At 57.1% G+C, this 24,095-nt stretch carries 20 protein-coding genes; 7 read left to right on the top strand and 13 right to left on the bottom strand.

What is annotated here, in order from left to right; translation table 11 throughout:
• Positions 1–226: 226 nt before the first annotated feature.
• A complete protein-coding gene (locus DW123_RS08730) occupies positions 227–3,658 on the top strand; it encodes a SpaA isopeptide-forming pilin-related protein (RefSeq protein ID WP_118273653.1) in 3,432 nt (1,143 codons plus the stop codon).
• A gap of 66 nt (positions 3,659–3,724) precedes the next feature.
• On the opposite strand, the gene DW123_RS08725 is transcribed toward DW123_RS08730, so the two are convergent.
• Together DW123_RS08725 and DW123_RS08720 are read right to left on the bottom strand one after the other, a co-directional pair.
• Entirely contained in the window at positions 3,725–3,943 is a 219-nt protein-coding gene (locus tag DW123_RS08725) for a hypothetical protein (RefSeq protein WP_022094153.1), read from the bottom strand.
• A gap of 21 nt (positions 3,944–3,964) precedes the next feature.
• A complete protein-coding gene (locus DW123_RS08720; RefSeq protein WP_118273652.1) occupies positions 3,965–7,162 on the bottom strand; it encodes a hypothetical protein in 3,198 nt (1,065 codons plus the stop codon).
• Positions 7,163–7,360: 198 nt separating this feature from the next.
• On the opposite strand from DW123_RS08720, the gene DW123_RS08715 reads away from it, so the two are divergent.
• Together DW123_RS08715 and DW123_RS08710 are read left to right on the top strand one after the other, a co-directional pair.
• Positions 7,361–8,383, top strand: a complete 1,023-nt coding sequence (locus DW123_RS08715; protein ID WP_118273651.1) for a YafY family protein — start codon at positions 7,361–7,363, stop codon at positions 8,381–8,383.
• Positions 8,370–9,287, top strand: coding sequence for a YafY family protein (locus DW123_RS08710; RefSeq protein WP_118273650.1), 918 nt, complete (start codon positions 8,370–8,372; stop codon positions 9,285–9,287). The genes DW123_RS08715 and DW123_RS08710 overlap by 14 nt, the downstream gene beginning before the upstream one ends.
• On the opposite strand, the gene DW123_RS08705 is transcribed toward DW123_RS08710, so the two are convergent.
• Positions 9,284–12,178 carry a helicase C-terminal domain-containing protein gene (locus DW123_RS08705; protein ID WP_118273649.1) on the bottom strand — a complete coding sequence of 965 codons (2,895 nt, stop codon included), beginning with the start codon at positions 12,176–12,178 and terminating at the stop codon, positions 9,284–9,286. The genes DW123_RS08710 and DW123_RS08705 overlap by 4 nt on opposite strands.
• Complete coding sequence (locus DW123_RS08700) at positions 12,172–13,137, bottom strand: D-alanine--D-alanine ligase (protein ID WP_118273648.1); 966 nt, start codon at positions 13,135–13,137, stop codon at positions 12,172–12,174. Before DW123_RS08700 ends, DW123_RS08705 begins: the two co-directional genes overlap by 7 nt.
• A gap of 85 nt (positions 13,138–13,222) precedes the next feature.
• Here DW123_RS08700 and rlmN point away from each other — a divergent pair, with 85 nt between their 5' ends.
• Positions 13,223–14,275: a 23S rRNA (adenine(2503)-C(2))-methyltransferase RlmN gene (gene rlmN / locus DW123_RS08695; RefSeq protein WP_118273647.1), complete on the top strand. Its 1,053-nt coding sequence runs from the start codon at positions 13,223–13,225 to the stop codon at positions 14,273–14,275.
• Between the two features lie 199 nt (positions 14,276–14,474).
• On the opposite strand, the gene DW123_RS08690 is transcribed toward rlmN, so the two are convergent.
• The 9 genes from DW123_RS08690 to rpmH form a co-directional block, all read right to left on the bottom strand.
• On the bottom strand, positions 14,475–14,729 hold the full coding sequence (locus DW123_RS08690; RefSeq protein WP_118273646.1) for a hypothetical protein: 255 nt from the start codon (positions 14,727–14,729) through the stop codon (positions 14,475–14,477).
• Positions 14,719–15,624: a ParB/RepB/Spo0J family partition protein gene (locus DW123_RS08685; protein ID WP_199570211.1), complete on the bottom strand. Its 906-nt coding sequence runs from the start codon at positions 15,622–15,624 to the stop codon at positions 14,719–14,721. The genes DW123_RS08690 and DW123_RS08685 overlap by 11 nt, the downstream gene beginning before the upstream one ends.
• Positions 15,617–16,417 carry a ParA family protein gene (locus DW123_RS08680; protein ID WP_117734820.1) on the bottom strand — a complete coding sequence of 267 codons (801 nt, stop codon included), beginning with the start codon at positions 16,415–16,417 and terminating at the stop codon, positions 15,617–15,619. The genes DW123_RS08685 and DW123_RS08680 overlap by 8 nt, the downstream gene beginning before the upstream one ends.
• Positions 16,418–16,551: 134 nt before the next feature.
• Positions 16,552–17,217 (bottom strand): 16S rRNA (guanine(527)-N(7))-methyltransferase RsmG, encoded by a 666-nt coding sequence (gene rsmG / locus DW123_RS08675; RefSeq protein ID WP_233540176.1) that lies wholly within the window; start codon positions 17,215–17,217, stop codon positions 16,552–16,554.
• Between the two features lie 168 nt (positions 17,218–17,385).
• On the bottom strand, positions 17,386–17,955 hold the full coding sequence (locus tag DW123_RS08670; protein WP_118273644.1) for a R3H domain-containing nucleic acid-binding protein: 570 nt from the start codon (positions 17,953–17,955) through the stop codon (positions 17,386–17,388).
• Positions 17,956–17,999: 44 nt separating this feature from the next.
• Entirely contained in the window at positions 18,000–18,770 is a 771-nt protein-coding gene (locus DW123_RS08665; RefSeq protein WP_117734818.1) for a YidC/Oxa1 family membrane protein insertase, read from the bottom strand.
• 29 nt (positions 18,771–18,799) lie between these two features.
• Entirely contained in the window at positions 18,800–19,024 is a 225-nt protein-coding gene (yidD, locus tag DW123_RS08660) for a membrane protein insertion efficiency factor YidD (protein ID WP_117584026.1), read from the bottom strand.
• Complete coding sequence (gene rnpA / locus DW123_RS08655) at positions 19,021–19,359, bottom strand: ribonuclease P protein component (protein WP_117763255.1); 339 nt, start codon at positions 19,357–19,359, stop codon at positions 19,021–19,023. The genes yidD and rnpA overlap by 4 nt, the downstream gene beginning before the upstream one ends.
• 20 nt (positions 19,360–19,379) lie before the next feature.
• Positions 19,380–19,514, bottom strand: a complete 135-nt coding sequence (gene rpmH, locus DW123_RS08650) for a 50S ribosomal protein L34 (RefSeq protein WP_019127408.1) — start codon at positions 19,512–19,514, stop codon at positions 19,380–19,382.
• A gap of 345 nt (positions 19,515–19,859) precedes the next feature.
• Here rpmH and DW123_RS08645 point away from each other — a divergent pair, with 345 nt between their 5' ends.
• The 3 genes from DW123_RS08645 (at position 19,860) to dnaN (ending at position 24,087) form a co-directional block, all read left to right on the top strand.
• On the top strand, positions 19,860–21,005 hold the full coding sequence (locus DW123_RS08645; RefSeq protein ID WP_118273643.1) for an ATP-binding protein: 1,146 nt from the start codon (positions 19,860–19,862) through the stop codon (positions 21,003–21,005).
• A 15-nt stretch (positions 21,006–21,020) separates the two neighbouring features.
• Entirely contained in the window at positions 21,021–22,745 is a 1,725-nt protein-coding gene (locus DW123_RS08640; RefSeq protein ID WP_118273642.1) for a DnaA ATPase domain-containing protein, read from the top strand.
• Positions 22,746–22,983: 238 nt separating this feature from the next.
• Positions 22,984–24,087, top strand: a complete 1,104-nt coding sequence (gene dnaN, locus DW123_RS08635; RefSeq protein WP_022094338.1) for a DNA polymerase III subunit beta — start codon at positions 22,984–22,986, stop codon at positions 24,085–24,087.
• Positions 24,088–24,095 lie beyond the last annotated feature (8 nt).

Below are 24,095 nucleotides of genomic sequence, written 5' to 3'. Positions count from 1 at the left end.
GATTCGTTTGAAAATCGCATCAATTGTGGAGACGAGGACCTTTGACCTCCTGTTCTCCTTATCTTCTACCTGCGCTTTTGTCTGATTGTTGTATTTGAGCTCAATTTGTCAGGAATTGGGCAAGCTTTTGGTCAGGCTCCGGTACTTACCCGCATGAACCTCGGCTGTAGCCTCATCCTACGCGCCGCAGCCTCCCCGTGCGGCGCACGAGGGATAAGGAGCAGCCATGTCCAACGCACCCATGCACTCTGTCCACAGCGCAATCGCAACAGGTCCGCTGCTCCTGCTCCTCTTCCTGCTTTTCGGCTGCCTGGCACCGGGAGCCGCATTTGCCGTCGATGGCTACGATCGGCTCGGCTTCCGCACCATTAGCGATGATTGTGGACCCTTCTTCATCGGCAAATATGAAGCTCAGGACGCCTCGATTGCCTACTGCATGAACCAGGAACGCCCCGGGCCCACCAAGCCGGGCGGCCCATGGCTCAACTTTGATCAAGGCTGGGTGTGGCTCGACGACGAGTTCGCGGCAATCGTTTGTCACGGATATCCTACCGCCACGTCGTTTGGCGGTTATCATCTTTCACCAGATCGCGCCCGCGCTGCCACCCAGCTTGCCGTATGGATGCTCAACGGCACTACCCATGTCGACGGCACCTACTCCTACACGACCGCTCAGGGCAAAACCAAGAGTGGGCACTTTACCGCCGACAATGAAGTCGTGGCGGCTGCGCGGTGGCTCCACGACAACGCAAAATCAGGAAGCATCAAAGCCGCTCCGCACCGCGCGCGGCGCTATTTAGGAACCGTATCGGGCGGCAGCAAACGTCAAGACATGCTCTATGTACTGCCGGCGGTCTCTGTTTCCTTCCAAAAGCGGTCTGCGAACACCGTTATTACCAGCGGAAACAATACCTATCAGTTTGACGGGGCAACATTCGATGTTTTTGAGAGCGCCAGTGACGCACGTGTCGGCACCATCCAGATGGACGGCAACGGTCGAGCGCAGGCAGCACTTCTGCCCAATACGGCATACTACCTAGTTGAAACGAAGGCGCCGGCCGGCTATGTCCCCCGTCGTGATCGCATCGCCTTTACCACGGGGAATGACGGTGGACAGGTCACCATTGATGAACAGCCCGGCACCATCAACCTGTGTATCGTAAAACTCGATGCCGCGACGAATGCCGGCCCCCAGGTGGGATCTTCACTCGCAGGAGCAGAGTTCACGTGTGTGTCGCAATCAACCCCCGGATGGGCGCAAATCCTCACGACCGACGAAAGCGGTCGAGCCACCCTCACCGATGTCCCCCTAGGAACCTTTACCATCTATGAATCAAAAGCCCCCGAGGGCTACCTGCCATCCAACGACAGCTGGTCCTATACCGTTGGAGCCGACCAGCTCGGTGATTCAGGCGTGGTCGAGATCGAATCGCGCGTTTCCGATATCCCCATTGCGTTTGACCTTGAGATTTCCAAATTCAAGGACTACGGCAATAGCGATCAATCCGGCCTGGAGCAGACGGCAGGAGGTGTTGTCTTTGAGGTTGTCAGCAACAGCTCTCAGCAGGTCGTTGGCACGCTGACCACAAACATCTATGGCTTTGCCTCCACCAAAGATCAGTCAGAAGCATGGTTTGGCGCAGGCAAGCGACCCGCCGGTGTCCACGGAGCCATCCCATACGACCGCGCCGGCTACACCGTTCGCGAGGTTCCGGAAACCGTCCCCGAGGGTTTTAAACGTGCAGGGGAATGGACCGTCGAGGCCAATCAGATTTCCGACGGCGCCGAGCTTCAATATATCGTGGACAACCACGCTCTGTCGACGCATCTCCAAATTGTAAAACGCGATGCCCAAACAGGCGCTTCTGTTCCACTAGCCGGATTCACCTTCCAACTACTCGACAGCAATCACGAACCTGTCTCACAAACTTGCTGGTATCCAGCACATAACGTAATGGACACCTTTACGACTGACGCGACCGGGACCGTCACACTGCCCGAATCGCTCGTGCCGGGCACCTATTATGTACGCGAAACCTCGGCCAAAGAGCCCTATCTCGTCGGCAAAGAGATCGAGGTAAGTATACCCGCCGACATGAACCTAACACCCGTTGCAATCGCCTCGTATTATGACCACGCCGCGACCGGAAACATCAGGATCGTTAAAACCGATGCCGTAGACGGCAGCAGCCTCGCGGGCGCCATCTTTGAGATCCGCGCCTCGGGTGATATCGTGCGCCCCGACGGTAGCATTGCCGCGCTCGACGGTGAGACTGTCACTACTGTCATTACGGATGAAGCTGGAGAAGCGCGCGCGGACGACCTCCCGCTGGGATCTGGTACCGCGCACTACGAGGTTGTCGAGACTCAAGCGCCGGCAGGCTTCTTACTCGACCGGACGCCCTATATCGTAGACCTCGCTTATGCCGACCAAAAAACGCCCGTTGTAGAAGCACGGCTTAACGTATCCGACGATTACACCAAGGTTGATATCTCCAAGGTCGATGCAAGCGGAGAGCAGGAAGTGAAAGGCGCACAACTCACCTTATATGGTCCCGATAAAACCGAAATAGACTCCTGGACCTCATCCGACAAGCCGCACCGCGTCGAACATCTTGCACCCGGCACCTACTCGTTGCGCGAAATGATGTCTCCGCGGACCTATGACCTTGCCGAGGAGATAACGTTTGAAATAAAGGATACGGGAGAAGTCCAATCCGTCGCGATGAAGGATGCGCCCATCGAGATCAAAGGACAGGTCGACAAGCGTCAGGAGCTTGTCCAACCTATCGGGAAGGGTCTGCTGGCCAACGGCGATGGTAAAAATCGCGCCGCAACGCAAACCAATACGGACGGACTTTTCTCCTATACCATCGACGCTCGAAACGATTCAGCTACCTGGGTTGATGAGTTCACAATTACCGATGATCTTGAGTGTGCCGAGGACGATGCGGCGAGATTCGTCTCAATCGAAACTCCCGTCGCCATCGGCGACCTCAACGGTCTGTGCAACGTGTGGTATCGCACGACGCCGTTGGACTCGACAGACGTCGATGAGCCGGCAAACGCGACACTTGACGATGGGCACGAAAATCCTTGGCTTGAGTCCGACGAGGTAAAGGAGAGCCTTGGTGAGGACTGCCGCCTCGTCGATTACGACGGCTGGCACCTCTGGAAGGCGGATGTCTCGACCACGGAATCCACCACACTCGAGGCGAAAGAACTCGACCTTGCATCCAATACCGTCGTAACGGGTATTCGCATTGAATACGGTGCAGTAGCCGCCAACTTTACGACTCGAAGCGATGCAGATTCCTGGACCCGCGATGATCTCAAAGATGAGCACGACGACCTTGACGATGCCAAAGCAATCCTTGGCACAGACGCTCGGGCCGCAGTCGTGCACATGCAGGCAACGTCGGCTTATACGCCCCAAACCGCACTCACCAACAGCGCGCGCGTCGATCTTTGCCGCAACGGCGGCGGCGATAAACTTGAGTCACATGACGAGGACCGTGTCATTCAACGCTGTACCCTACCGCAGGACCTACCGGCAACAGGATCAGTTCCCATCGCCGCTTGCATCACCGCGCTCCTGACCTCGGGTGCCGCAGCCATATGGTTCGCTCGCCTTAGGTCGATCCCAAAGAAGCGCTAGCGCGATAAAAAAGCGGGCGCGCCAGTCCCCCGGCTCGCCCGCTTTCAATCATTTAAATCGCCGTATCTACTCTGCAGACGAAGATCCACCATCAACGATTGCCTGCTCGGACTCAGGAATCCCATCGGCACCCGTGCTCTGTTCTTGCTCCACCTCTTCGCTGATTGCGGAGGCGGGGGTCGAGCCCTTCGCACCCACGATGTAGGCAGCCCCAAATCCTAACGCAATGGCGATCAAGGTCAAAATCACGTAGACAGGCCAATGGCGCTTAATATACGAAAACACGTTGACTCCTTAGAGCTCCGTCTACGAACGGCGGATAACCTCGGTCACGACCTCGGATACCGTGGCAATGTTCGTCGGGTTGACATTGTGGGGCAGGTCGTCCTCGGTACGAGCGCAAGCCAGGCGCGTGCCGTCCACGCCGGCGATGGTGAGGGCTCGGCGGCTCGCCTCGAGCGCGGAGTAGGCATCGGTCTTGGCATAGGGCATCTCGAGCGCGCCACAATCGACATGGAACGACTTGCACACCTTGCTGACCAGGTTCATGATGCGGCGATCGCCCTTGAGCAGCTGCTGTTCGCCCTCAATCGTCACCACCGAAAGCCTACCGGCGCCGACGGATTCAAGATTGATGAAGAATACGCCGCGGAGCTTATCGCGATGCGAAGCCAAGAAGGCCTTCATACCGGCGCCATCACAATCCGAGGCGCCCGTTGCCACAAACCAGATATCGTGACCGAGCAGCTCATCATCGCCCATAGAGGCGACAGCCGAGAGCATATCTTCGGAAGAAGCGCCGTCGGAAGACGTAGCGCCGCCCTTCCAGCCATCGTTATCGTCCTCGAAATTATCCCACGAACCGATGCCGCGACCGGACTTCTTGGCATCGTAATCGTCTTCGACGCCCAGCCAATCACTCATGCTGTCCTGTTCGTTTTTCTTTTTACGACCGAACAGGCCGCCCAGGCCGCGCTTGCGAGACTTGGGTGCCGCCGGGGCGGGAGCCGAAATAGTCTCGATCGGCTGAGCGCCCGACGCAACGGGCATAGGAGGCGCAACGGGTGCCGATGTGGGTTCGGGACCCTGAGCGGTAGCAAAGGGGTCGTTGACCTGTGCGGAGGGGTCGGGAAGGTCGAACAGCGACGTGCGAGACGCAACGTTTGCCTGCTTCATCGACGGCAGCGACGGATCGGGGACCGAAGCCAACGGAGACGAGGAAGGTGCAGGCGACGGAGCCGACGCCGGATCGGGAACATTCATCTGCGGACGCGGCGATGCCTGGGAGGAAATCTGGGCCATAAGGGAATCGACCGTTTCGTCCTGGGTGGGAGCAACATCGGCAACCGTGGCACCGGAACCACTCGGGGTCGGCATGGTGAAAATCTGCGTGGAGTAAGGCCTCGACTCATCTATCTCGGGAGCCTCGGAAACCGCAGGCACTTCCTCCTGCTCGACCTCGGTCGAATCATCTTGCTCGGCTGTCGCGTATTGCTCTTCGTCAGAGTTGGCCTCGACGGGCTCGTCCTCGGCGGCATCTTGGATTTCGGCGGCATCAATAGGCTCGTCATCGTCTGCCGCATCGCCCTGCTCATCGGAAACAGGAAGGGGCTCGGCAATCGCGGTGCCTTGCTTTTCAAACGTTATCGTGGAATCGAACTGCGCGGCATCAAACGACATGGTGCTATCGACGTGCTGTTGAGCCTCGAAAGACGTTGTCGCCTCAACAATATCCGCGGACGTCGGCTGCTGGGACTCAAAGGACGTTGTAGCTTCGGCGGCATCGACGGGCACGGACTGCATAGCCTCGTTCTGCTCGAACTCTTGCGCCGCGAGCTCACGTGCCGCCTCGGCTGCCTGCTGCTGAGCGATAGCCTCCTGCTCGGCAGCCTCGCGTGCGGCAGCGCGCTTCTCCTCGAAATCGTCGACAAATTTCTTGCCCTTTGCAAGCGCACTCTTAAAGAAGTTGGAAGCGCTGGCGCCAATCGAAGAGAACGCGGATGCGATATCGGCATGGGGCGTTGCCGCGGGAATCTCGGCTGAGAAATCAGTATCGCTCTCGTAAGACACGAGCCTCGGCTGTTCAACGTAATCGTCGTCAGACTCGTCCGCAACGTCTTGCGCCGGCGCGGCGGGAGCCAAAACGTCCAGTCCTGCAGCGGGATCGATCGCGGACACTGCCTCGGGCTCGGCAACGGCAGCGGCCACCGCGGCAGACTCATCATCCACGGTGGCAACGGGCGCAGGCGCAGTCACGACGGGGACAGGCTCGGACTCAAACGTCGGCTCCTCGCCCTCCTCGTAATCGAGCGTGCAGGACTCGGGAAGCATTCCGAGAGCACGGATGGCATCCGAACCAAAACGGATGTTGCCGGCGGCATTGCGATAGAGCTTGGGCTCGGGGTCGGGCGCGACAGGCTCCTCCGCCGGCTCGACAGCGGGAACCTCGTCATTGAACTCTTCGGCCTGGACAGCCTGATTCTGATCCTCGGGCACAATGGCGCCAATCAGCGTCTCGTCGGCAGACGCACCCTCAAAGCCCTCGATCTGCTCGTCGAAAGCCTCACCCTGTTCGGGCTCGGCCTGAGCGTCGGGAGCAATCGGCTGACCGAACTCGTCCTCGGCGTAGGTGGGCTCTTCATACTCGATGGTGTTGCCGTAGTCGTTTTGCTGCTGGGCCGCGGCATACTCCGCCGCTGCGCGCGCCATTTCCTCGGCACGACGCTTTTGCTCCCCAAAATAGGTATCGAACGGAACATCGTCGGGAAACTCGTTTTCGCCCTGGAAGGGAGCAACGTTGTCCATAACGCCGAGCATAGCGGCGACAGAAGACTTGTTGCACACCGCGCCGGACGTATAGGGAAGAATGTGGCGGTTAGAGATGATGTTTGCCGCGTTGGCAAGTGCAACGAGGGAAGCGAGGATCGCGACAATCCACAGCAGAACCTTGAGCGCGCCGGGGAGCGGCAGGATACGCAGGATGGCAACGGCAGCGGGGGCAACCGTGGCAACGGGCAACAACTTGGCGATGAGCGCACGATACGAAGCATAAGGCTCGCGGGCAAGCAGCTCAGCGCGGGGAGAGTCGTAGTGTGCGACAACGACCACCGGGCGGTTGCGCGGAGACGCAAGCGGGCCCGAGGCCTTGTGGTAGGCGATGACATTTTGGCTCACGCCCGTCTTGCCCAGGCGCGAAACCACGGGGTGGCCCGTGCGCTCGAGCACGTAGAGCACGGCACCGACAATGGCCAGCAAGGTGCCGACCAAGCCGATACCGCCGCCGATGCCCATCAGCAGGGCGCCGGCAAACGCAAGAATACCGGTAACGGCAAATGCCAACCTACTGGGCGCCGGGGCATTGAACTCCTGAACCTCGGGATCAAAGCCGTGGTTGCGGAAGATCTGAGCGATATCCTCGGCAGCCAAGCGCTCTTCTTCACTGCATGCCGGCGTAATGCCGGTGTTCTGCAGCAGGTGGTTAATATAGTTCTGGGTGTTCGCCATGTGCGCTCCACATCCATAATCCGACAAATAGGCCCAATGCATGCACATTAGAACCGTATATAGTCGAAAGTATACCCCGAGCGAGCGCAAACGACCGAAATCGGGCCATCTTAACGCCCCGAGCGGACAAGGATATAGCCTAATCTCCATATCGGACTAAAATCATGGCAGCAAACCACCTTCTCATGCGAGGACTCTATGACGGCAAGCGACACGACCGCGACAATTAAAAAAGGGAATTCGGAGCCCAGTTTCGATAAAACGGCTCAGCGCATCCTCAATCTTTTCTTTGTGCTCAACAGCTCCCCCGAACCGCTGACGACCGAGCAGATCGTCTTGGATTCTGACCTGGGATATGGCTCGGGCAACATCGACTCGGATAAGCGCAAGTTTCGGCGCGATCGTGACAAACTGCTCGAGCGTGGCATCTTAATCAAGGAGGTTCGCCCCGCCGGCGCGCAGGAGACCGAGGAAAGCTCGTGGACAATCGACCGCGAGCACACGTTTGCCGCAGGTGGCCTCATCACCGCAGACGACGCCGACATCCTACTCAACGCCATTGACCAGACGCTAGCGGCCGGCTCTTCCACCTTTGCCGCGCCGCTTGCCGATATTCGCTCCAAAATTGCCTACCTCACCGGTGGGACGGCGGTGGACGAAGCACCGATCCGCCGCTCTCCCGCCGTCGATGCGGTATGGAGTGCCTTTGCCGAGCGTTGCGCGCTGCGCTTTTTGTACCAAAACGGACGCGGCGAGCAACGCGAGCGGACCGTTTGCGTCTACGGCATGTTCGAGCGCGAGGGCGTGGCGTACTTCTGCGGCCTCGACAATGTCACCGACGACATCAGGACATTCCGCTGCGACCGTATCGTTCGCGCTTGGCGTCCTTCGAAGGCCTACGCCATCCCTGCGGACTTCAACCTCAACGATTACTTATTCTTTGAGTTCGATTTTGCCGACCGACCGCCCGTTGCAGCTACGTTCTCGTTCGCCCCTCAGACGCAGATCGATATGATCAACGGTCTCACGCGCGGGCGCGGCGAGCTCGCACACACCGATTTGGGATGGACCTGGACCGTTGACGTGCGCGACCTTGAAGCCGCCGCTTCATTTTGCATGGCCCACGCCATGGACGGCATGAGGCCCGTGGCCCCCAAATTGCTCAAACAGGCGTGGAACCACCTCATTGAAAGGACGGTGTACGAGCATGCCCGTGCGTAAACTCACCAGCGAGCAGAGGCTCTCGCGCGCCATCGACATCATGGAGGCCCTCTACGCCGCCGGCGAGAACGGCATGACTCGAACCGAGATTTGCAGTCGCTTTAACATCACGGGGGTGTCGCTCGACGAGATTCTCGAGATCGTCTCGACGCTCGCTGATCGAGATTCGGGTGCGCGCATCATCTGCGAATGCCACGGCGAGCGTGTGGTCCTCACCGGTGACGCCGGGCGTGTGCTACCGCTGCGCCTGAGTGCCGCCGAGGGCGCTGTGCTCAACCATGAACTTGAATCGTTGGGGATCGAGCCGCAGACGGCGGCTCGGATTCGATCTGCTCTTCTACCCGAAGAGCTCGGCTATAACCAGCGCGTCTTTGACACCGTCAACCGCGGGTCGCACTGGCAGCAGCTGAGCTGCGCCATTCAGGACGGCGTTCGCTGTCGTATCTCGTATCGCTCGATGGATGACACACAAGCGCGAGAGCGTTTGGTCGACCCCTTGTGCATTACAACAAGCGGCGACCAAACGTATCTGATTGCCTGGGATGTCGCAGTCGACGAACAGCGTACCTATCGTATGGATAAAATCGAGGGCCTGGTCTTGACCGACGACTCCGTCGTGCGCCACGAACCGGAGCCCGCGACCCTCCATGACTCCCTCGCCCAGGCGGAGCGGAGCACGAAGCTTCTCATGCCACTCGACATGGCAGAGCGCCTAGACTGGCCCGGCATCATGTCGATTGAGCCCAATGGGGCGGACAGCTCGACAGTGAATGTGCGCTACGGCTCCGAGCGTTGGCTACTGAGCCAGGTAATCGCAGCGGGCGGGGCCATCCGCATCTTGGATGACCCCGCCCTGTCAGAGCGTCTGTGCGATATGGCAAAATCCCTCGTCTGTCCGCTTTAGCGGCGCCGTTCGTGGCGTGCGCGCCACAGCTGTAGATAGTGCCCGATTTGTGCCGATTCGATGCGCTGATAGGAACTCGTGGGCAGCGACGTTAAGAATTTCTTGCCGTAGCCCTTCGTCACCAGGCGCGGGTCGGCCAAGATGAGTACGCCACAATCGGTCGACGAGCGAATGAGGCGACCGGCCGCCTGCTTGACCTCGAGCACGGCCTCGGGCAGCGAATAGCGCGCCCAGGCGCGGTCTTCGCGCAGATTGCGCTCGCATGAGAGCGGGTCCGTGGGGCTCGAGAACGGCAGCTTGGGAATGATGACGCAGCGCAGCGTCTCGCCGCTGGCGTCAAACCCTTCCCAAAAGGCCTTAAGCGCAAAGAGTGACGAGGTCGGTTCGTTGATAAAGCGATCGCGCAGACGGCGAGGGGACGAGTTGCGCTGCTGGCAGTTGAGTTCCAGACCCGCACGGGCCATCTTGGGCTCAACGCGGGCGTATAGGTCTTCCATGTCGCGCCGATTGGTGAACAGCGTGAGCACCGAGCCGCCCATGGCAAGATGCGCGTCGACCAGCACACGCTCGAGCGCCGTAAGATAGCTCTCACGATCGCGCGGATCGGGGATATCGCCCGCAACGACTACAGCCATGTTCGAATCGAAGTCGTAGCTCGAGTCCAAGTGCAGCGATGAGGATGTCGAGGCACTGATGCGATCGAGGCCGACGGCGTGGTTAAAGTGCTCAAAGCTCTTGGAAACCGTCATGGTCGCCGATGCAAAGATAGCCGTGTGGACCTCGGGCAGCCACTCGGTTGCCAAGGCCTCGCCAATATCGATACGCTCCGCGGTCATCGACTCGCCGCCGGCACGCAGCCTGCGATTGACTTGCAACGAATACACGTAGTGCTCATCGGTACCGTCAATGATGAGCTTGAGGTTCTCGGCCAGCTCGTGCAGGCGGCGCGAGATTTCACCCAGGTCGACAACAACCTCGGGCTTGTCGGCGGCGACGGCTTGTACCAGCGCGTCGACGCTCTTGTCAGCTTGCTCCAATGCGTCGATGGCAGCGTAGGCCGACTGCAAGAAATCATGCCAGTCGTCAGATTCGCGCAGCTCGGGGCCGATCCATAGGTTCGCATTGTCATAGCCCCCGCGGGCACGGCGGCCAAGCTCGCGAACGCCATCGAACACGTCGGCGATCGCCATGCTCGCACGCGCAACCGTCGAGGTCGCTTTGGCAGTAAGGCCCAGATAGAGCGTAGAGCCCTCGGAGGTTGCCAAATCACGGGAAACCTGGCTTAGCGCGCCGGTGCTCGAGCCGCCCAGGCGCTCAAACAGAACGCGTGATTCGTCCGCCGACACCACGCGCGCCCACTGACGGCGTGCCTCGCGCTCGATGGAATGGGCCTCGTCGATTACCCAATGACGAATCGGAGGCAAAATCCTGCCTTCGGCCGCGACATTGCGGAACAGCAGGGAATGGTTGGTGACCACCACATCGGCATGCGCCGCACGACGGCGAGCGCCGTGGACCAAACATTTATCAGGGAAAAACGGGCAGAGGCGACGAGCACACTCGCGCGAGGCCGTCGTAAAGTCGGGGCGGTTAACGCTACGCCACCGAATGCCGAGCGAGTCGAGGTCGCCATCGGCTGATTGGCAGACGTACGCCATGATGACCGCGACTGCCGTAAGCGTATCGGCAGGATCACGCTTAGTCGTAATTTCGACTTGGCCGCGGCTCATGCGCTCAAGCTTGCGCAAGCATGGATAGTGGTCATAGCCCTTGAGGGCGCAAAACGATAGGCCTCCGTCCAGCTGCTCGGCAAGTTTGGGCAGCTCATGATACATGAGCTGGTCGGCGAGATTATTCGATTTAGTCGCGATACCAACCGTGATGTTGTTGCGGCGTGCTGCCTCGGCAAAAGGCACCAGATAGGCCATCGATTTGCCGACGCCTGTGCCCGCCTCAATTACACGATGAGTGCCCGTGACCAGCGCATCGCGGACCTCGAGCGCCATCGCGATCTGCTCATCACGTGGCTCGTAGGTGGGATACATGCGATTGACCAGGCCACCCGGCGCATAGTCTGCCTCAATCTCCTCACGACTCGGCATCTTGAGGACCGGCAGTTCATCGGCGTCCACCCGATCGTCGGCGCGATCGGCCTTGAGAGCGTCAGCACGAGCGGCGCTGAGAGAGAAGATAGAACCAGGGTTCTGCCCCGCCAAGAATGAGAATATAGGACGATAGGACCAGGGTACGTCGGGGTGCATGTCGGCCAGGCGCGCCATTAAGCCCTGGGGCAAGTCAGTGAGCGCCACGAGCAACACGCGCCATACGCCACACAGGGCGTCGACGTCGGCATTGGCACGGTGTGATACCGAGTCACAGCCAAACAGATCGGCCATAAAAGACAGCTTGTGCGAGGCCAGGCGCGGAAGCGCGATGCGCGACAGCGCCAGCGAATCGATCCAGATGTCGCTGACGTTGACGCCGCCTTTGACCGACTCGATAAACGAGCGGTCGAACGTGGCGTTATGTGCGATCACCGGGCAACCACCGACAAATTCGGCGAGAGCGGCCACGGCCTCGACGGCCGATGGGGCATCTGCCACATCGGCATTTGTAATGCTCGTGAGCTCGGTTATCTCGGCGGGAATCAGCTGCTTGGGATGCACGAAGGTATCGAAGCGGTCGATGATCTCGCGGCCCGAAAGACGGGCCGCGGAAATCTCAATTAACTCGTTGTCCTGTACCGAAAGACCCGTGGTCTCGGTATCGAGGACGATAACGTCCTCTTCGATGAGGCCAAACGATTGTGTCTTTGCGCGTTCTGCAAGCGTGGCATAGGAGTCGATGACAAACTGTGGCGTTCCAGGAGATACAGCGTCCTCGATTAGCATGCAACGCCCGCTCGACGGAGACCCATACGGATTAGGCTGTCGCACACCTGCGGGAACGTCATGTCGTCGGTGTGGCGGATTTCATCCGGATACAGCGACGTATCGGTCATGCCGGGAATGGTATTGGTCTCGAGGATAACGGGGCCGTCCTCGCTCACGATAAAATCGCTGCGCGAGATGACCAAGCAACCGAGTGCCCTATGGGCCGCACAGGCAAGTTCCTGGGCACGCGCATAGTTTTCGGGCGAGATCTGCGCCGGAATACGATGGATGTCAGTGGGATCGACGTACTTTACGTCCAAGTCGTAGAACTCGCAGTCCTCGGGCTTACGAATCTCGACGATCGGCAGGGCGCGCACGTCGTCCTCACCGTATACGCCGACGGTGATCTCGGTACCCTCGATGCACTTCTCGATCAGCACTTTGTCGCCGTACTCAAACGCCTTGGCGATTGCCGCGGGCAGCTCGGAGGACTCATGGACCAGGGAAATGCCATAGCTGGAACCGTTGACGGCCGGCTTCACAAAGCAGCGCTCGCCACAAACCTCGACGATATGATCGGTATCGACTTCATCGCCCACCTCGAGCGCGAGGCCGGGGGCAATGGGAATGCCCGCCTTGGCGTACAGGAGCTTAGAGACCTCCTTGTCGGCACCGCAGGCGCTGGCAAGCACGCCCGAGGCCGTGTAGGGGATACCCAGGGTCTCCATGGCACCCTGCATGGCGCCATCCTCACCGCCGGCGCCGTGCATGGCGATAAAGGCCACATCGAAACCGCCGGTCGCCATGGTTACCATAAAGTCATCGGCGGCGGTGTCGAGCAGCTCCACCGAGGTGTAGCCGGCTTCCTTCAGTGCCGCCACGACGTTCTTTCCCGAGTTGAGCGAGATCTCGCGCTCGGCGGAATGACCGCCCGCCAAGACCGCTACGTGCATGTTCTCTAGGCTTTTACCCGGCATGGGCAGACTCCTCCTCTATAATTTCTGCAGCTGATACCATATTGTAGCGATACACTCTACGTTTCCCCAAAATCGAAAGGCTTCCATGAATCCCAGGACTAAATCTCAGGACATTCGCGACTTGAGCCAAAACGATATTCGCGAGCTCGTGGCCGAACTTGGCCAGCCCGCCTTCCGCGCAAAGCAGCTTATCGAATGGGTCTTTGAGAAGAACGTTTGTTCGTTTGACGATATGACCAACCTTCCTAAGGCTTTCCGCGAGCAGCTTAAAGGCACTTTCGCCTTTGACACGCCGACTGAACTCACCAAGCAGGTTTCCAAAGATGGCTCTCGCAAGTATCTGCTCGAGTACCACGACGGCATTTCCGTCGAGACCGTCGGCATGCCCCGTCGTAATAAGCTTTCCGTCTGCGTTTCCACCCAGGCAGGCTGTGGCATGGGCTGCGCCTTTTGCGCTACTGGCCTCAACGGCCTCAAGCGCTCTCTGACCGCTCAAGAGATCGTCGACCAGGTACTTCATGTATCCAACGACTTTGGCGAGCGTGCCACGAGCGTTGTCTTCATGGGCCAGGGCGAGCCGTTTGCCAACTACGATGAGGTTCTCAAGGCACTGCGTATCCTCAACGACCCCGATGGCATCGGTATCGGCGCCCGTCACCTCACCGTCTCTACCAGCGGCGTTATTCCTGGTATTCGCAAATTTGCTGACATACCTGAGCAGTTCACGCTTGCCGTTTCCCTTCATTCCGCCATCCAGTCAACGCGCAATAAGCTCATGCCCGGTGTTAAGAAGTACACGCTGCTCCGCCTTCACGAAGCGCTTCAGCTCTACACCGAAAAAACTGGCCGCCGCCCGACCTATGAGTATGCCATGATTGAAGGCGTCAACGATACGAACCCCGAGATGCAGGCGCTCTGCGACTTCTGCGAGGGAACGCTGTGCCACGTTAACCTGATTCAGCTTAACGACATCGAGGGCAGCCCGCTCAAGCCGTCGCCGATTCATAAGGTTGAGGATCTTCAGCGCCGCCTTGAGTCTCGTGGCATCGAGACCACAATCCGTAATTCTCGCGGCAATGATATTGATGCCGCCTGCGGACAGCTGAAGCAGCGCTTCAAAGTTCAAAAGAACGCATAGGGGAGTCACACCCCAAAACGTTTCATGTGAAACATCGAGCAGCCCCGGTTGCAGGATATGCAACCGGGGCTGTTTCATTTATTGACCTCGATTATGAATCAGCTGCTACTGGTCCCATTAATAACAGCCAAAATATGGGGTCCTTGTCGTGTGAATCAGACAAGAACCCATCAAAAAATGCTGGGTAATTGTTAGGTACCTAATAGCCTACATTTTCCCATTGGTTGCTAACCCAACCTTGATTAATCTTGGGATTCTTCGTTACCTGAGCAGTACGCATGGCAACATCTTCAGTCATAACATCCATTTTCTTCTTGGACGTATCAACAATATCTTGCGCACCACGAAGCAAACGACCTCGGAGCTCATCGTCTGTCGCGATCTTATAGCCAGCAAAGGCACCAGCCGCGACAGTCGTAGCCAATGCAATCGCAGTTATAATTTTATTCCTCATCTTGGTCTCCTTGATCAAACTGAATCATTTCACCAAGAATACGAGAGAGCTCTTCCTCGTCTTTAAACTCAATCTCAATCTTATTCTTTCCACGTGAGCTCTTCACACGTACGTTGGTATTAAATACCTGACGAAGTACGCGGGCAGCCTTTTTAAAAGACTGAGGCGTTGCAGGCCGCGGCGTCTTAGGTGTCTCTCCGGCAGAAAACAACGGAGCAAGATTTTCTGTCGCTCTAACGGAAAGGCCCTCTGCAACAACCTTCTCAGCAAGTCGAATTCGAGCATCCTCATAGGGAACTGCAAGAATAGCACGTGCATGACCAGCTGTAAGTTTACCTTCAAAAACCATCTGCTGAACAACTTCGGGGAGATCGAGAAGGCGCAGCGAGTTTGTAATTGCAGAGCGTGACTTGCTTACCGCCTTCGACAATGCCTCCTGGGTCATACCGCTGGCATCAATGAGCTGGCGATACCCCTTAGCCTCTTCGACGGGATTCAGGTCAGAACGCTGAAGGTTTTCGATAAGTGCAAGAGCCAGCATCTCTTCATCATTAACATCTTTAATGATGACAGGCAACTCCTCAAGACCAGCAAGCTTTGATGCCTGGTAACGACGCTCACCAGCGATGATCTCATAGCCGTTTCCGTGCTTGCGAACCAAAAGCGGCTGCAAAACACCATGTTCTTGGATTGACTCGCTCAACTCGCGAAGTTCAGTTTCGTTAAAGTGAATTCGTGGCTGATTTGGGTTGGGAACGATATCCTCAATAGGTAGTTTTGCTTCAGATGCAGCATTTGAAGCAGATGCAGCCGAACCACCGGTCTCATACTCGGCCTCTGAGACCAAAGCATTGAGTCCACGTCCCAATCCGCCACGTTTCTTTGCACTAGGCACGCTTGATCACCTCTTTTGCAAGGTTCATATATGCTTTTGCACCCTTATTTTGTGGCGCATAGGTAATTACCGGCTCTCCAAAAGACGGAGCTTCGGAGATTTTAACCGTACGGGGAATAAGTGTCTTAAACGCCTTATCACCAAAGTACGATTGAACTTCCTCAACAACCTGATTCGACAGAGAAGTACGCGAGTCATACATAGTCATAAGCACTCCATAGGTGTCTAAGCCCTTGTTCAGACGTGATTTGACCATCTTCATTGACTCAAGCAGCTTCGTAACACCCTCAAGTGCGTAATACTCGCACTGGATCGGAATCAATACGCTATCTGCTGCAGTCAAGGCGTTAATAGTAAGCAGGCCGAGCGATGGAGGACAGTCAATAAAAATGAAATCGAACTCATTCTGAATCGGCTCAAGCAAATCTTTGAGGCGGGTTTCACGAGCAATTGCACTTACGAGCTCAATTTCGGCGCCTGCAAGCTGAATTGTAGCAGGAATTACGAATACCTTTTTGCAATTTGTATCAAGAACAAGCGATTCTGCCGGCACATCATTCAACAATGCATCGTAGATGCAGTGATCAAGGTCTTCTTTTTCAATTCCAAATCCACTGGTGCTATTTCCCTGCGGATCAAAATCGACAATCAGTGTCTTACGACCCTGCTCACCCAATGCTGCCGCAAGGTTTACAGCCGTCGTCGACTTACCAACGCCGCCTTTTTGATTGATGATTGCAATGATACGCGTGTCTTTTGCGCTCTTAGAGCGCTTAACGTCGCGAAATCCCACGGTCCCTCCTGGTGTGTATTAAAGCTGTCAAACGGAGGATGTTTCACGTGAAACATTCCGAATCGATATCAACCGCCATGTTTCACGTGAAACACTGCAAGTTGTTAATATCCATTATGTTTCACGTGAAACATCTAGGCAAGCGGATTCTTCTTTGCCATGCCATTTGCACGAGGCAATGAAACGGATGCCGGATGACTCTTTTTAAGAACAATAAACTCCCTGTGGCCCAAGCCCTCAGGCAAATCGATTGCATCATTCAGAAGCAAAGTGAAGCCGCAGATCTTAGCTGCTGACATGCCGGAAGCAAGCTCCTCATCCGAAGGATTGCCTTTGGTGACAACAAATAACCCTCCATCCTTGAGATACGGAGCCGCATACTCAACGAGAATCGGTAGAGGGGCCAGTGCGCGGGCGGTTACGACAGAGAACTGCTTCTTATGGCTTCGAGCATATTCTTCAAGACGATAATGAACCGCATGAGCATATTTCAATCCAAGAGCATGAACAAAAGAATTAACGGCATCAACCTTCTTGCCAACAGAGTCAATATAAGTAGCTTTACGATGCGTGGTTATGGTTAAAGGAATACCAGGGAAGCCAGCACCTGTTCCCATATCGAGCAAAGCCCCCTCAGGAGCCTTATTGATATAGGGGAGCAAAACTAGTGAGTCGAGGATATGAAGTATCGCAGCATCTTCTACGTTAAGGATACGGGTAAGATTCGTTGTCTTATTTGTTTCCAGAACTAAATCCAAATGCTGAATACATTTCCTCAGCTCAACTTCAGTTACGCTCAAGGAATACTCATTGCAATAGGAAGTTAGACGACTCAACATCTCGTCAGCTTGCTGATCAGTAAGTACTAACAACGAAAGCTCCTTTCTGACAAAAATCAGTGCATCGAGAACTTTTGACAAAAAAAGGGGACGTGGAAACCACGTCCCCTAAGCATAAGCTCGAGTAGATTATCGAGCAACAATCACAACATGGCGATCGGGATCAGAGCCCTCGGAATGAGTGTCAACGGCATCGTTGCAGCGAAGGGCAATGTGAACCAGTCGACGCTCATAGGCATTCATGGGCGGCAAGGAAACACTCTTATGGGTGCGAATGGCGCGCTCGGCAGCGGACTGCGCCATGGAAGCAACCTTGTCCTGTCGGCGGCTCTTATAACCCTCGACGTCCACGACGACCGGATACCTAAAGCCAAGCTTGCGGCTCACCAGCAGCGAGAACATAACCTGAAGGGCATCGAGGGTACGTCCATGACGCCCAATGAGAACAGCAAGATCCGGAGCCGTTACATCCAAAATCAGCTCACCCTCGTCGCCCTCATACTCATCGATAGGAGAGTTGGCGGCATCGAAGTGCGAAAGGATGGAACGCAGGATGGAAATCGCGACATCGGCAATGGTGTCGAGCTCCTCGTCTGTCAGCTCTTCACCAGCCTTGTAGCGCTGTGCAATCTCGGGATAATCGCCCGCGACCTGCGGGGCAACCTCCTCAAGCATATCCTCGATGATCTCTTCAGACATAACGTACTCCAAAAGTTAGGTACCTAAATAAGATTACTGTCCCACTACTTCTTCTTGTGCGGGCGCGGCTTCTTCTCGCGACGAGTGACCTCGACCTGTAGCGGAGCGTTCTTAAGACGCTCCTCCTCATCGGCCTTAGCCTTGTCAATAACCTTCTGCGTCACGAAGATCTGCTGGATAACCTGCCAGGCAGAGGACACATCGTAGTACAGCAGAACGCCGACGGGCAGGCTCCAGCCCATCCAAAGCATCATGACCGTCATGACAACGGCCATCATACGCATGCTCTGCGCCTGCTGGCCGGTCTGATTGCGCGACATATAGAGCTGCGGAATCAAGGTCAGGACGGCAAAGAGGATCAGGCAGATCAACGCAGGCAGTGCGACCATAAAGCCATCGGCAAAAGAGGCGCTCGGCGTGGTGGTCAGGTCGGGCAGAATATTAAAGAACGAGAACGTGCCGTCGTTAAAGTAGTCCGGCAGGTTACGCAGCAGCGTAAATAGGGCGAACAGGACAGGCATCTGGATCAACAGCGGCAGACAACCAGCCATGGGGTTGAACTTGTTCTCGCTGTAGAACTTCTGCATCTCCTCGGCCTGACGCTGGGGATCGTCGGCATAGCGCTCCTGGATCTCGAGCATCTTGGGCTGCAGCACCTGCATGCGAGCCGTCGACTTGGTCGACTTGAGCATAAGCGGCGTCAGCAGCAGACGGATGATGACCACCAGGATGATGATGGACAGGCCCCAGTCGACCGCAAAGGTCTGGATGAGCTTGAGCAGCTCGAAAAGGATGTTAACGATCCAATCCCACATGTAAGTTTTCCTCCGATAGCGAGTGCCCGCTAAGGCACAGGGTCATAACCGCCGACGTGCAGGGGATTGCAGCGAGCGATGCGCCTCACGGCAAGCCAGCAGCCTCTCAAAACACCGTACTTCTCAATCGCCTGGATGGCGTATTGCGAGCACGTTGGGTAATAAATGCAGGCGTCAGGCAATAAGGGCGAAATAACCTGTTGATATATGCGAATAGGAGCGATGGCAACACGTCGCAAAACGTGATTGCTCATCGCTCCTCCCCGGCAACGCCGGCGCGTTTCATAAGCGAACGCAATGCCTTGTCCATCTCCTGCGGCGAGGAATCCCTCGTCTTGGGAGTTGCGAACAAGATGATGTCATAACCCGCAACGGGAAATCCGCAGCTGTGGGCGGCCTCGCGCATCACACGCTTAGAACGGTTGCGCACGACTGCGCAACCGAGCCGTTTAGCACCAACGAAGGCGACCCTTCCGGAGTCGCCTTCGCCAACCGATTCACATATGGTCATTCGAATCAGAGGGTGATTGAAACGACGCCCCTGACTGAACACATGCTCGAAATCTTGCCGAGACTTAATAGTCTTCATGCGAGATGTGTGTATCGCTGCTAGACAGTGAGACGCTTGCGGCCCTTGGCGCGGCGACGGGCGAGCACGGCACGACCGCCCTTGGTGGCCATACGGGCACGGAAGCCATGGGTCTTGGCACGCTTACGCTTATTAGGCTGATACGTACGCTTCATCTTAAGTTCCTCCTGCTGCATTTCGAGTGTCCGCGGGGGCGCGGACGCAGATATAGACACGTGAGCTTGAAGATTGTAGGGAAATCAATGTTCAAATGTCAAGAAATCAAAGGTAAAAGGTTGCGCAGTTCACACGGTTCCCCCATAAGCCGAGCTCGATTTAGCGGTGCGTGGCAACTTTTCACGATATTTCATCGAGTTTTCAACAGGTCATGTTGGCAATGTTGAGAACTTTTCGTCCGTTTTCCAAAGTTTTCAACAGGTTTTGAAAAGTTGTCGAAAGATGAGAAACATTGCACGGTGAGCTACTATTTGTTCGAAACCTATTGAAAGATTGCGAGCGGCATGTCTGACGACTTTTACACCATGGTCGATTCCGGAGACCCGGCACCCGACAACGAGCACATCACCGGCGTGCGCGAAGAGCGCGACGAAGGCGAGCGGACGACCACGCAGGCGCCAAAAGCCATGTACGCCGCGCGTATCGCCGTCTATGACGACATGCTGTCGACACCGCGTGTGATCGTCATTGATCCGCAAGATGTCCGCACGTACTTGGAAGAGACAACCAACACCGTCTACCAGTGCATGAAAGAACAAGGTGGCCATATCTCGCTCATGGTCATCCGCGAGATTGTCGAAAACTTTATCCACGCGCACTTTGCCGAGCCCATCATCTCGATCCTGGACGGCGGCGACACTATCCGATTTGCAGACCAAGGACCGGGCATCGATGACAAGGAGCGCGCGTTCGACTTTGGCGTGACCAGCGCAAACAGCAACATGAAGCGATACATTCGCGGGACTGGGGCTGGGTTTCCCATGGTGCAGGAATACCTGGAAAATGCCGGCGGCGCCGTGTCCATCGAGGACAACATGGGCAGCGGCACCGTGGTTACGGTAAGTCTGGACCCCAAGCGCGTGCAGGAAATCGAGCGAGCCGGCGGACGCGGTGCTGCCGTGCGGCCCGAGACGGAGCAGCCCACATATCCCCTGCCGGGAGCTTTTGCGCAGCAGCCCATGGCAACGCAGCAGATGCCGCCACTGGGGTATGGCCAGCAGTTCCCGCAGCAGTACCAGCAGGGATATCAGCAGCCGTACCAGCAGATGCCGCAGCAGCAGTACAACCCCTGGGCCCAGCAGATGCCTCCGCAGCCTTACCAACAGTGGCCCCAAAGTTTTCAACAGCAAATGCCGCCGGTGCAGAGTTCTCAACAACCAGCAGCTCAAATGATGTATCCTAATGCAGCAAATCAGTATGCGCAGCCACAACCGGACGTGTTCGTAAGCGATCGCGGCAACGCCGCGCTGGGCTATCTGGCGCAAAATCAAGCGTGCGGCGCAACCGATCTGGCGAGGGCGTTTGGAAACTCGGCCCCCACTTGGTCACGCACGCTCAATGACTTGGCGCAGGCCGGCTTGGTCATCAAGCATGGCCAGAAATACCATCTGACCGAACTCGGCGCCGCTCGCGTGCGAGCTCAGAGCTAAAGAACGGGAGAGACAGTGGACGAGGAAGCAAGCATCATCCTGGGGGATGCCATCGCCTTCTGCCAGCGCGACGGCCAAGATGCACGCCTCATCAACATGCTGGGGCAATCGCGCGCCATAAGCCTGACCGAAGATACGCTCACGATCGAGGCGCCCTCGCGCTTTGCCATCGCGCAGCTCAAAAAGCATCAGTCGACTATTGAGGCCTATCTGGAAGAAATCGCCTTTGCACCGATTGCACTCGATATCGTGGCACCGCAAGGCGCCGCGACAGAATCCGCTGCCGCGACGGCGCCCGCCACGGCTCCCGCTGCTTCCCCGGCGGCGCCGGCCTCCGCAGGCGACGCGCCGACAATCGAGTACCAGCACGGCGATGTTTCCCGTGAAACCATGGCACCGTTGCCGGCCGCGGCGGCGACGTCAACGAACGCACCCGTCACGCACATGCCCATCGCCCACGACGCAGCGGCGGGCGCCGATTCGGGCATTGCAATCAAGAACACGCTCTCGGCCGATGATTTTCGTCGCATGATGAACCAGATGAAGGGCGGAGCGCCGACTAAATCCACGCAAGCTGCGACCCCCGCTTCACCCATGCCAGCACCGACCGTGCCGGCCGAGCAGAATACGGATGGAGCCCCACTCGCCGCGAACTCAAAATTTACCTTTGAGAACTTTGTCTACGGCCCCGAGAACAGCCATGCCTATCGCTCGGCACTCAAGTTTGCCGCCCTCGCGGACGAGCGCGGCACGTGCACATCGCTGTTCATCTACGGCAAATCGGGCCTGGGCAAGACGCACCTGCTGCTTGCCATCAAAAACGAGCTCGCCGAGAAGTCGCCCGAGATCAAGGTCAAGTATGCCAACTCCCAGGCATATCTGGACGACCTGATGACCGAGTTCGACCGCCAAAAGAAGAGCAACGCCCCCATCATGCAGGCGTACCACGGCGTGGACGTGCTCATCATCGATGACATCCAAAACATCATCGGCAAGCGCGCGAGCGTGGACTACTTTTTCCAGCTCATGGACGAGTTCATCCGCAACAACAAGAAGGTCGTCATCGCGGCAGACCGCGCCCCCAAGGACCTGAGCATGGACGAGCGTCTGACCAGCCGCTTCAACGCCGGCATGCTCTGCCTGGTCGCAGAGCCCAGCTACGAGATGAAATACAAGATCTTGCAGCGCTATTACGAGAACACCATCGTCGCCGCTCCCGAGGCAGGCGACGACTCGCTGCTGGCGGCCTATGGGGGCGACGGCGGGCACCTGACCGATGAGCACTTCAAACACATGGCCGAGGTCTCGGGCACCAACATCCGCGAACTCGAGAGCTTCTGCGAGCGCTGCGCCGGCGAGGCGGGCGACCGCGAGCGCGAGGGCGGGGAGCTCACCTTTAATGATATCGACGCCATCGCCAGCCAGTACTTCGACACATCGGCCAAAAAGATCAACGTGCAAACGGTTCAGTCCGTCATCGAAGAGCAGTACGGCGTGACGCACGAGGAGCTCATCGGCCCGCGGCGCAACGCCAACATCGCCAAAGCACGCCACATTGCCATCTATCTGGCAATCGAGATGTGCGAGATGACGACCACGGCGGTGGGCGCCGAATTTGGCAACCGCAACCACTCGACCGTCAGCACGAGCTACAAAAAGGTCCAGAAGATGATCCAGGAAGACCGCACCGTCACCGAAGACCTCAAGTCGCTGCGCGATAAAATTACACTGCGCTCGTAGGGAAATAGAGACACCTGTTGAAAACTTGTCGAAACCACGGGCATAAGGTGTCTAAAACCCAACCCGCGGTGATGAAAAGTTTTGCGCAGGTTTTGAACGTGGAAAACCACCCCCGTTGCACACAGGTTGCTGTCGATTCTCTTTTTGGGTCTGACCTGCGTCTTTGGGAGTAATCAACAGTTTCGTCAGTGCTATTACTATTATTAAGATATTTATATCTATAGAAAGGTATTAAAAGATGAAGTTCACCGTCAGTCAGAGCTCGCTTACACAAGCCATCGGCGTCGTTATGAAGGGTGTCGCTTCGGCATCCACCCTTCCCATCCTGTCGGGCGTGCTCGTTAAGGCGCAAGACGGCATCTTGGAATTCCAGACCTCTAACTACACCATCTCGATCCGTCATCGCATCGCGGCGCATGTCGAAGAAGAGGGCGAGATGGTTATCCCCTGTAAGATGCTCTCCAATATCACCAAGACTCTCCCCGATGCCCCGGTCACCTTTGAGCTGTCCGAGCGCCAGGTGCTGATTGGTTGCGAGAAGAGCTCTTTCCGCCTGAACACGCTCGATGCCAATGACTTCCCCGAGTTTCCGGCCTATGCCATCGAGAGTGCCGTGGAGCTGCCGACCGATATCTTGTCCGAGATGGTCGGCCGCGTGTGGCGCGTCACCTCGACCGATAAGGCCCGCCCCATCCTGGGCGGCGTGCACATGAAGGTCGAGAACAACACCGTGCGCCTGGTGGCGACCGATTCCTTCCGCTTGGCCGTGTGCGATACGCAGGTCGAGACCTCGACCCTCGAGGGCTCCTTTGAGCTCAACGTTCCGGCGGACGCCTTTAACGACGCACTGAACATCATGGCCAGCCAGGCGACCATCATGATCGGGGCTACCGACACCCAGGTCGTCTTCGAGGCCGGCAACACCACCTACGTGTCGCGCCGCATCGAGGGCGTGTACCCCAACTACAAGCAGCTCATCCCCGATTCGTGCGTGACGAGCGTCAAGATCGACGTCGCCGCCTTTAACGCCGCTCTCAAGCGCGTGGCCGTTATCGCGAGCGCCAACCCCGCCGTCAAGTTCGAGATCGATGTCGAGAACGGGCAGATGGGCTTGTCCTCCATTTCCAATGACCAGGACCTTGCGCAGGAGACGATCGATGTCGAGGCCGAGGGCGAGTCGGGTACTATCGCCTTCAACTACCACTACATCTTCGGCTGCCTCAATGCCCTGTCCAAGGAGAAGGAGATCACACTGGAGCTCAAGAGCTACTCGCAGGCGGGCATCTTCAAGTCCTACGACAAGATCAACTACCTGTACCTAGTCATGCCGGTCCGCATCTAGCGCTGCGC

It is taken from the genome of Collinsella sp. AM10-26, from assembly GCF_003472525.1.
GTDB lineage: Bacteria > Actinomycetota > Coriobacteriia > Coriobacteriales > Coriobacteriaceae > Collinsella.
Note: the sequence above shows the minus strand (reverse complement) of the source record. Positions and strands in the feature narration are given on the sequence as shown.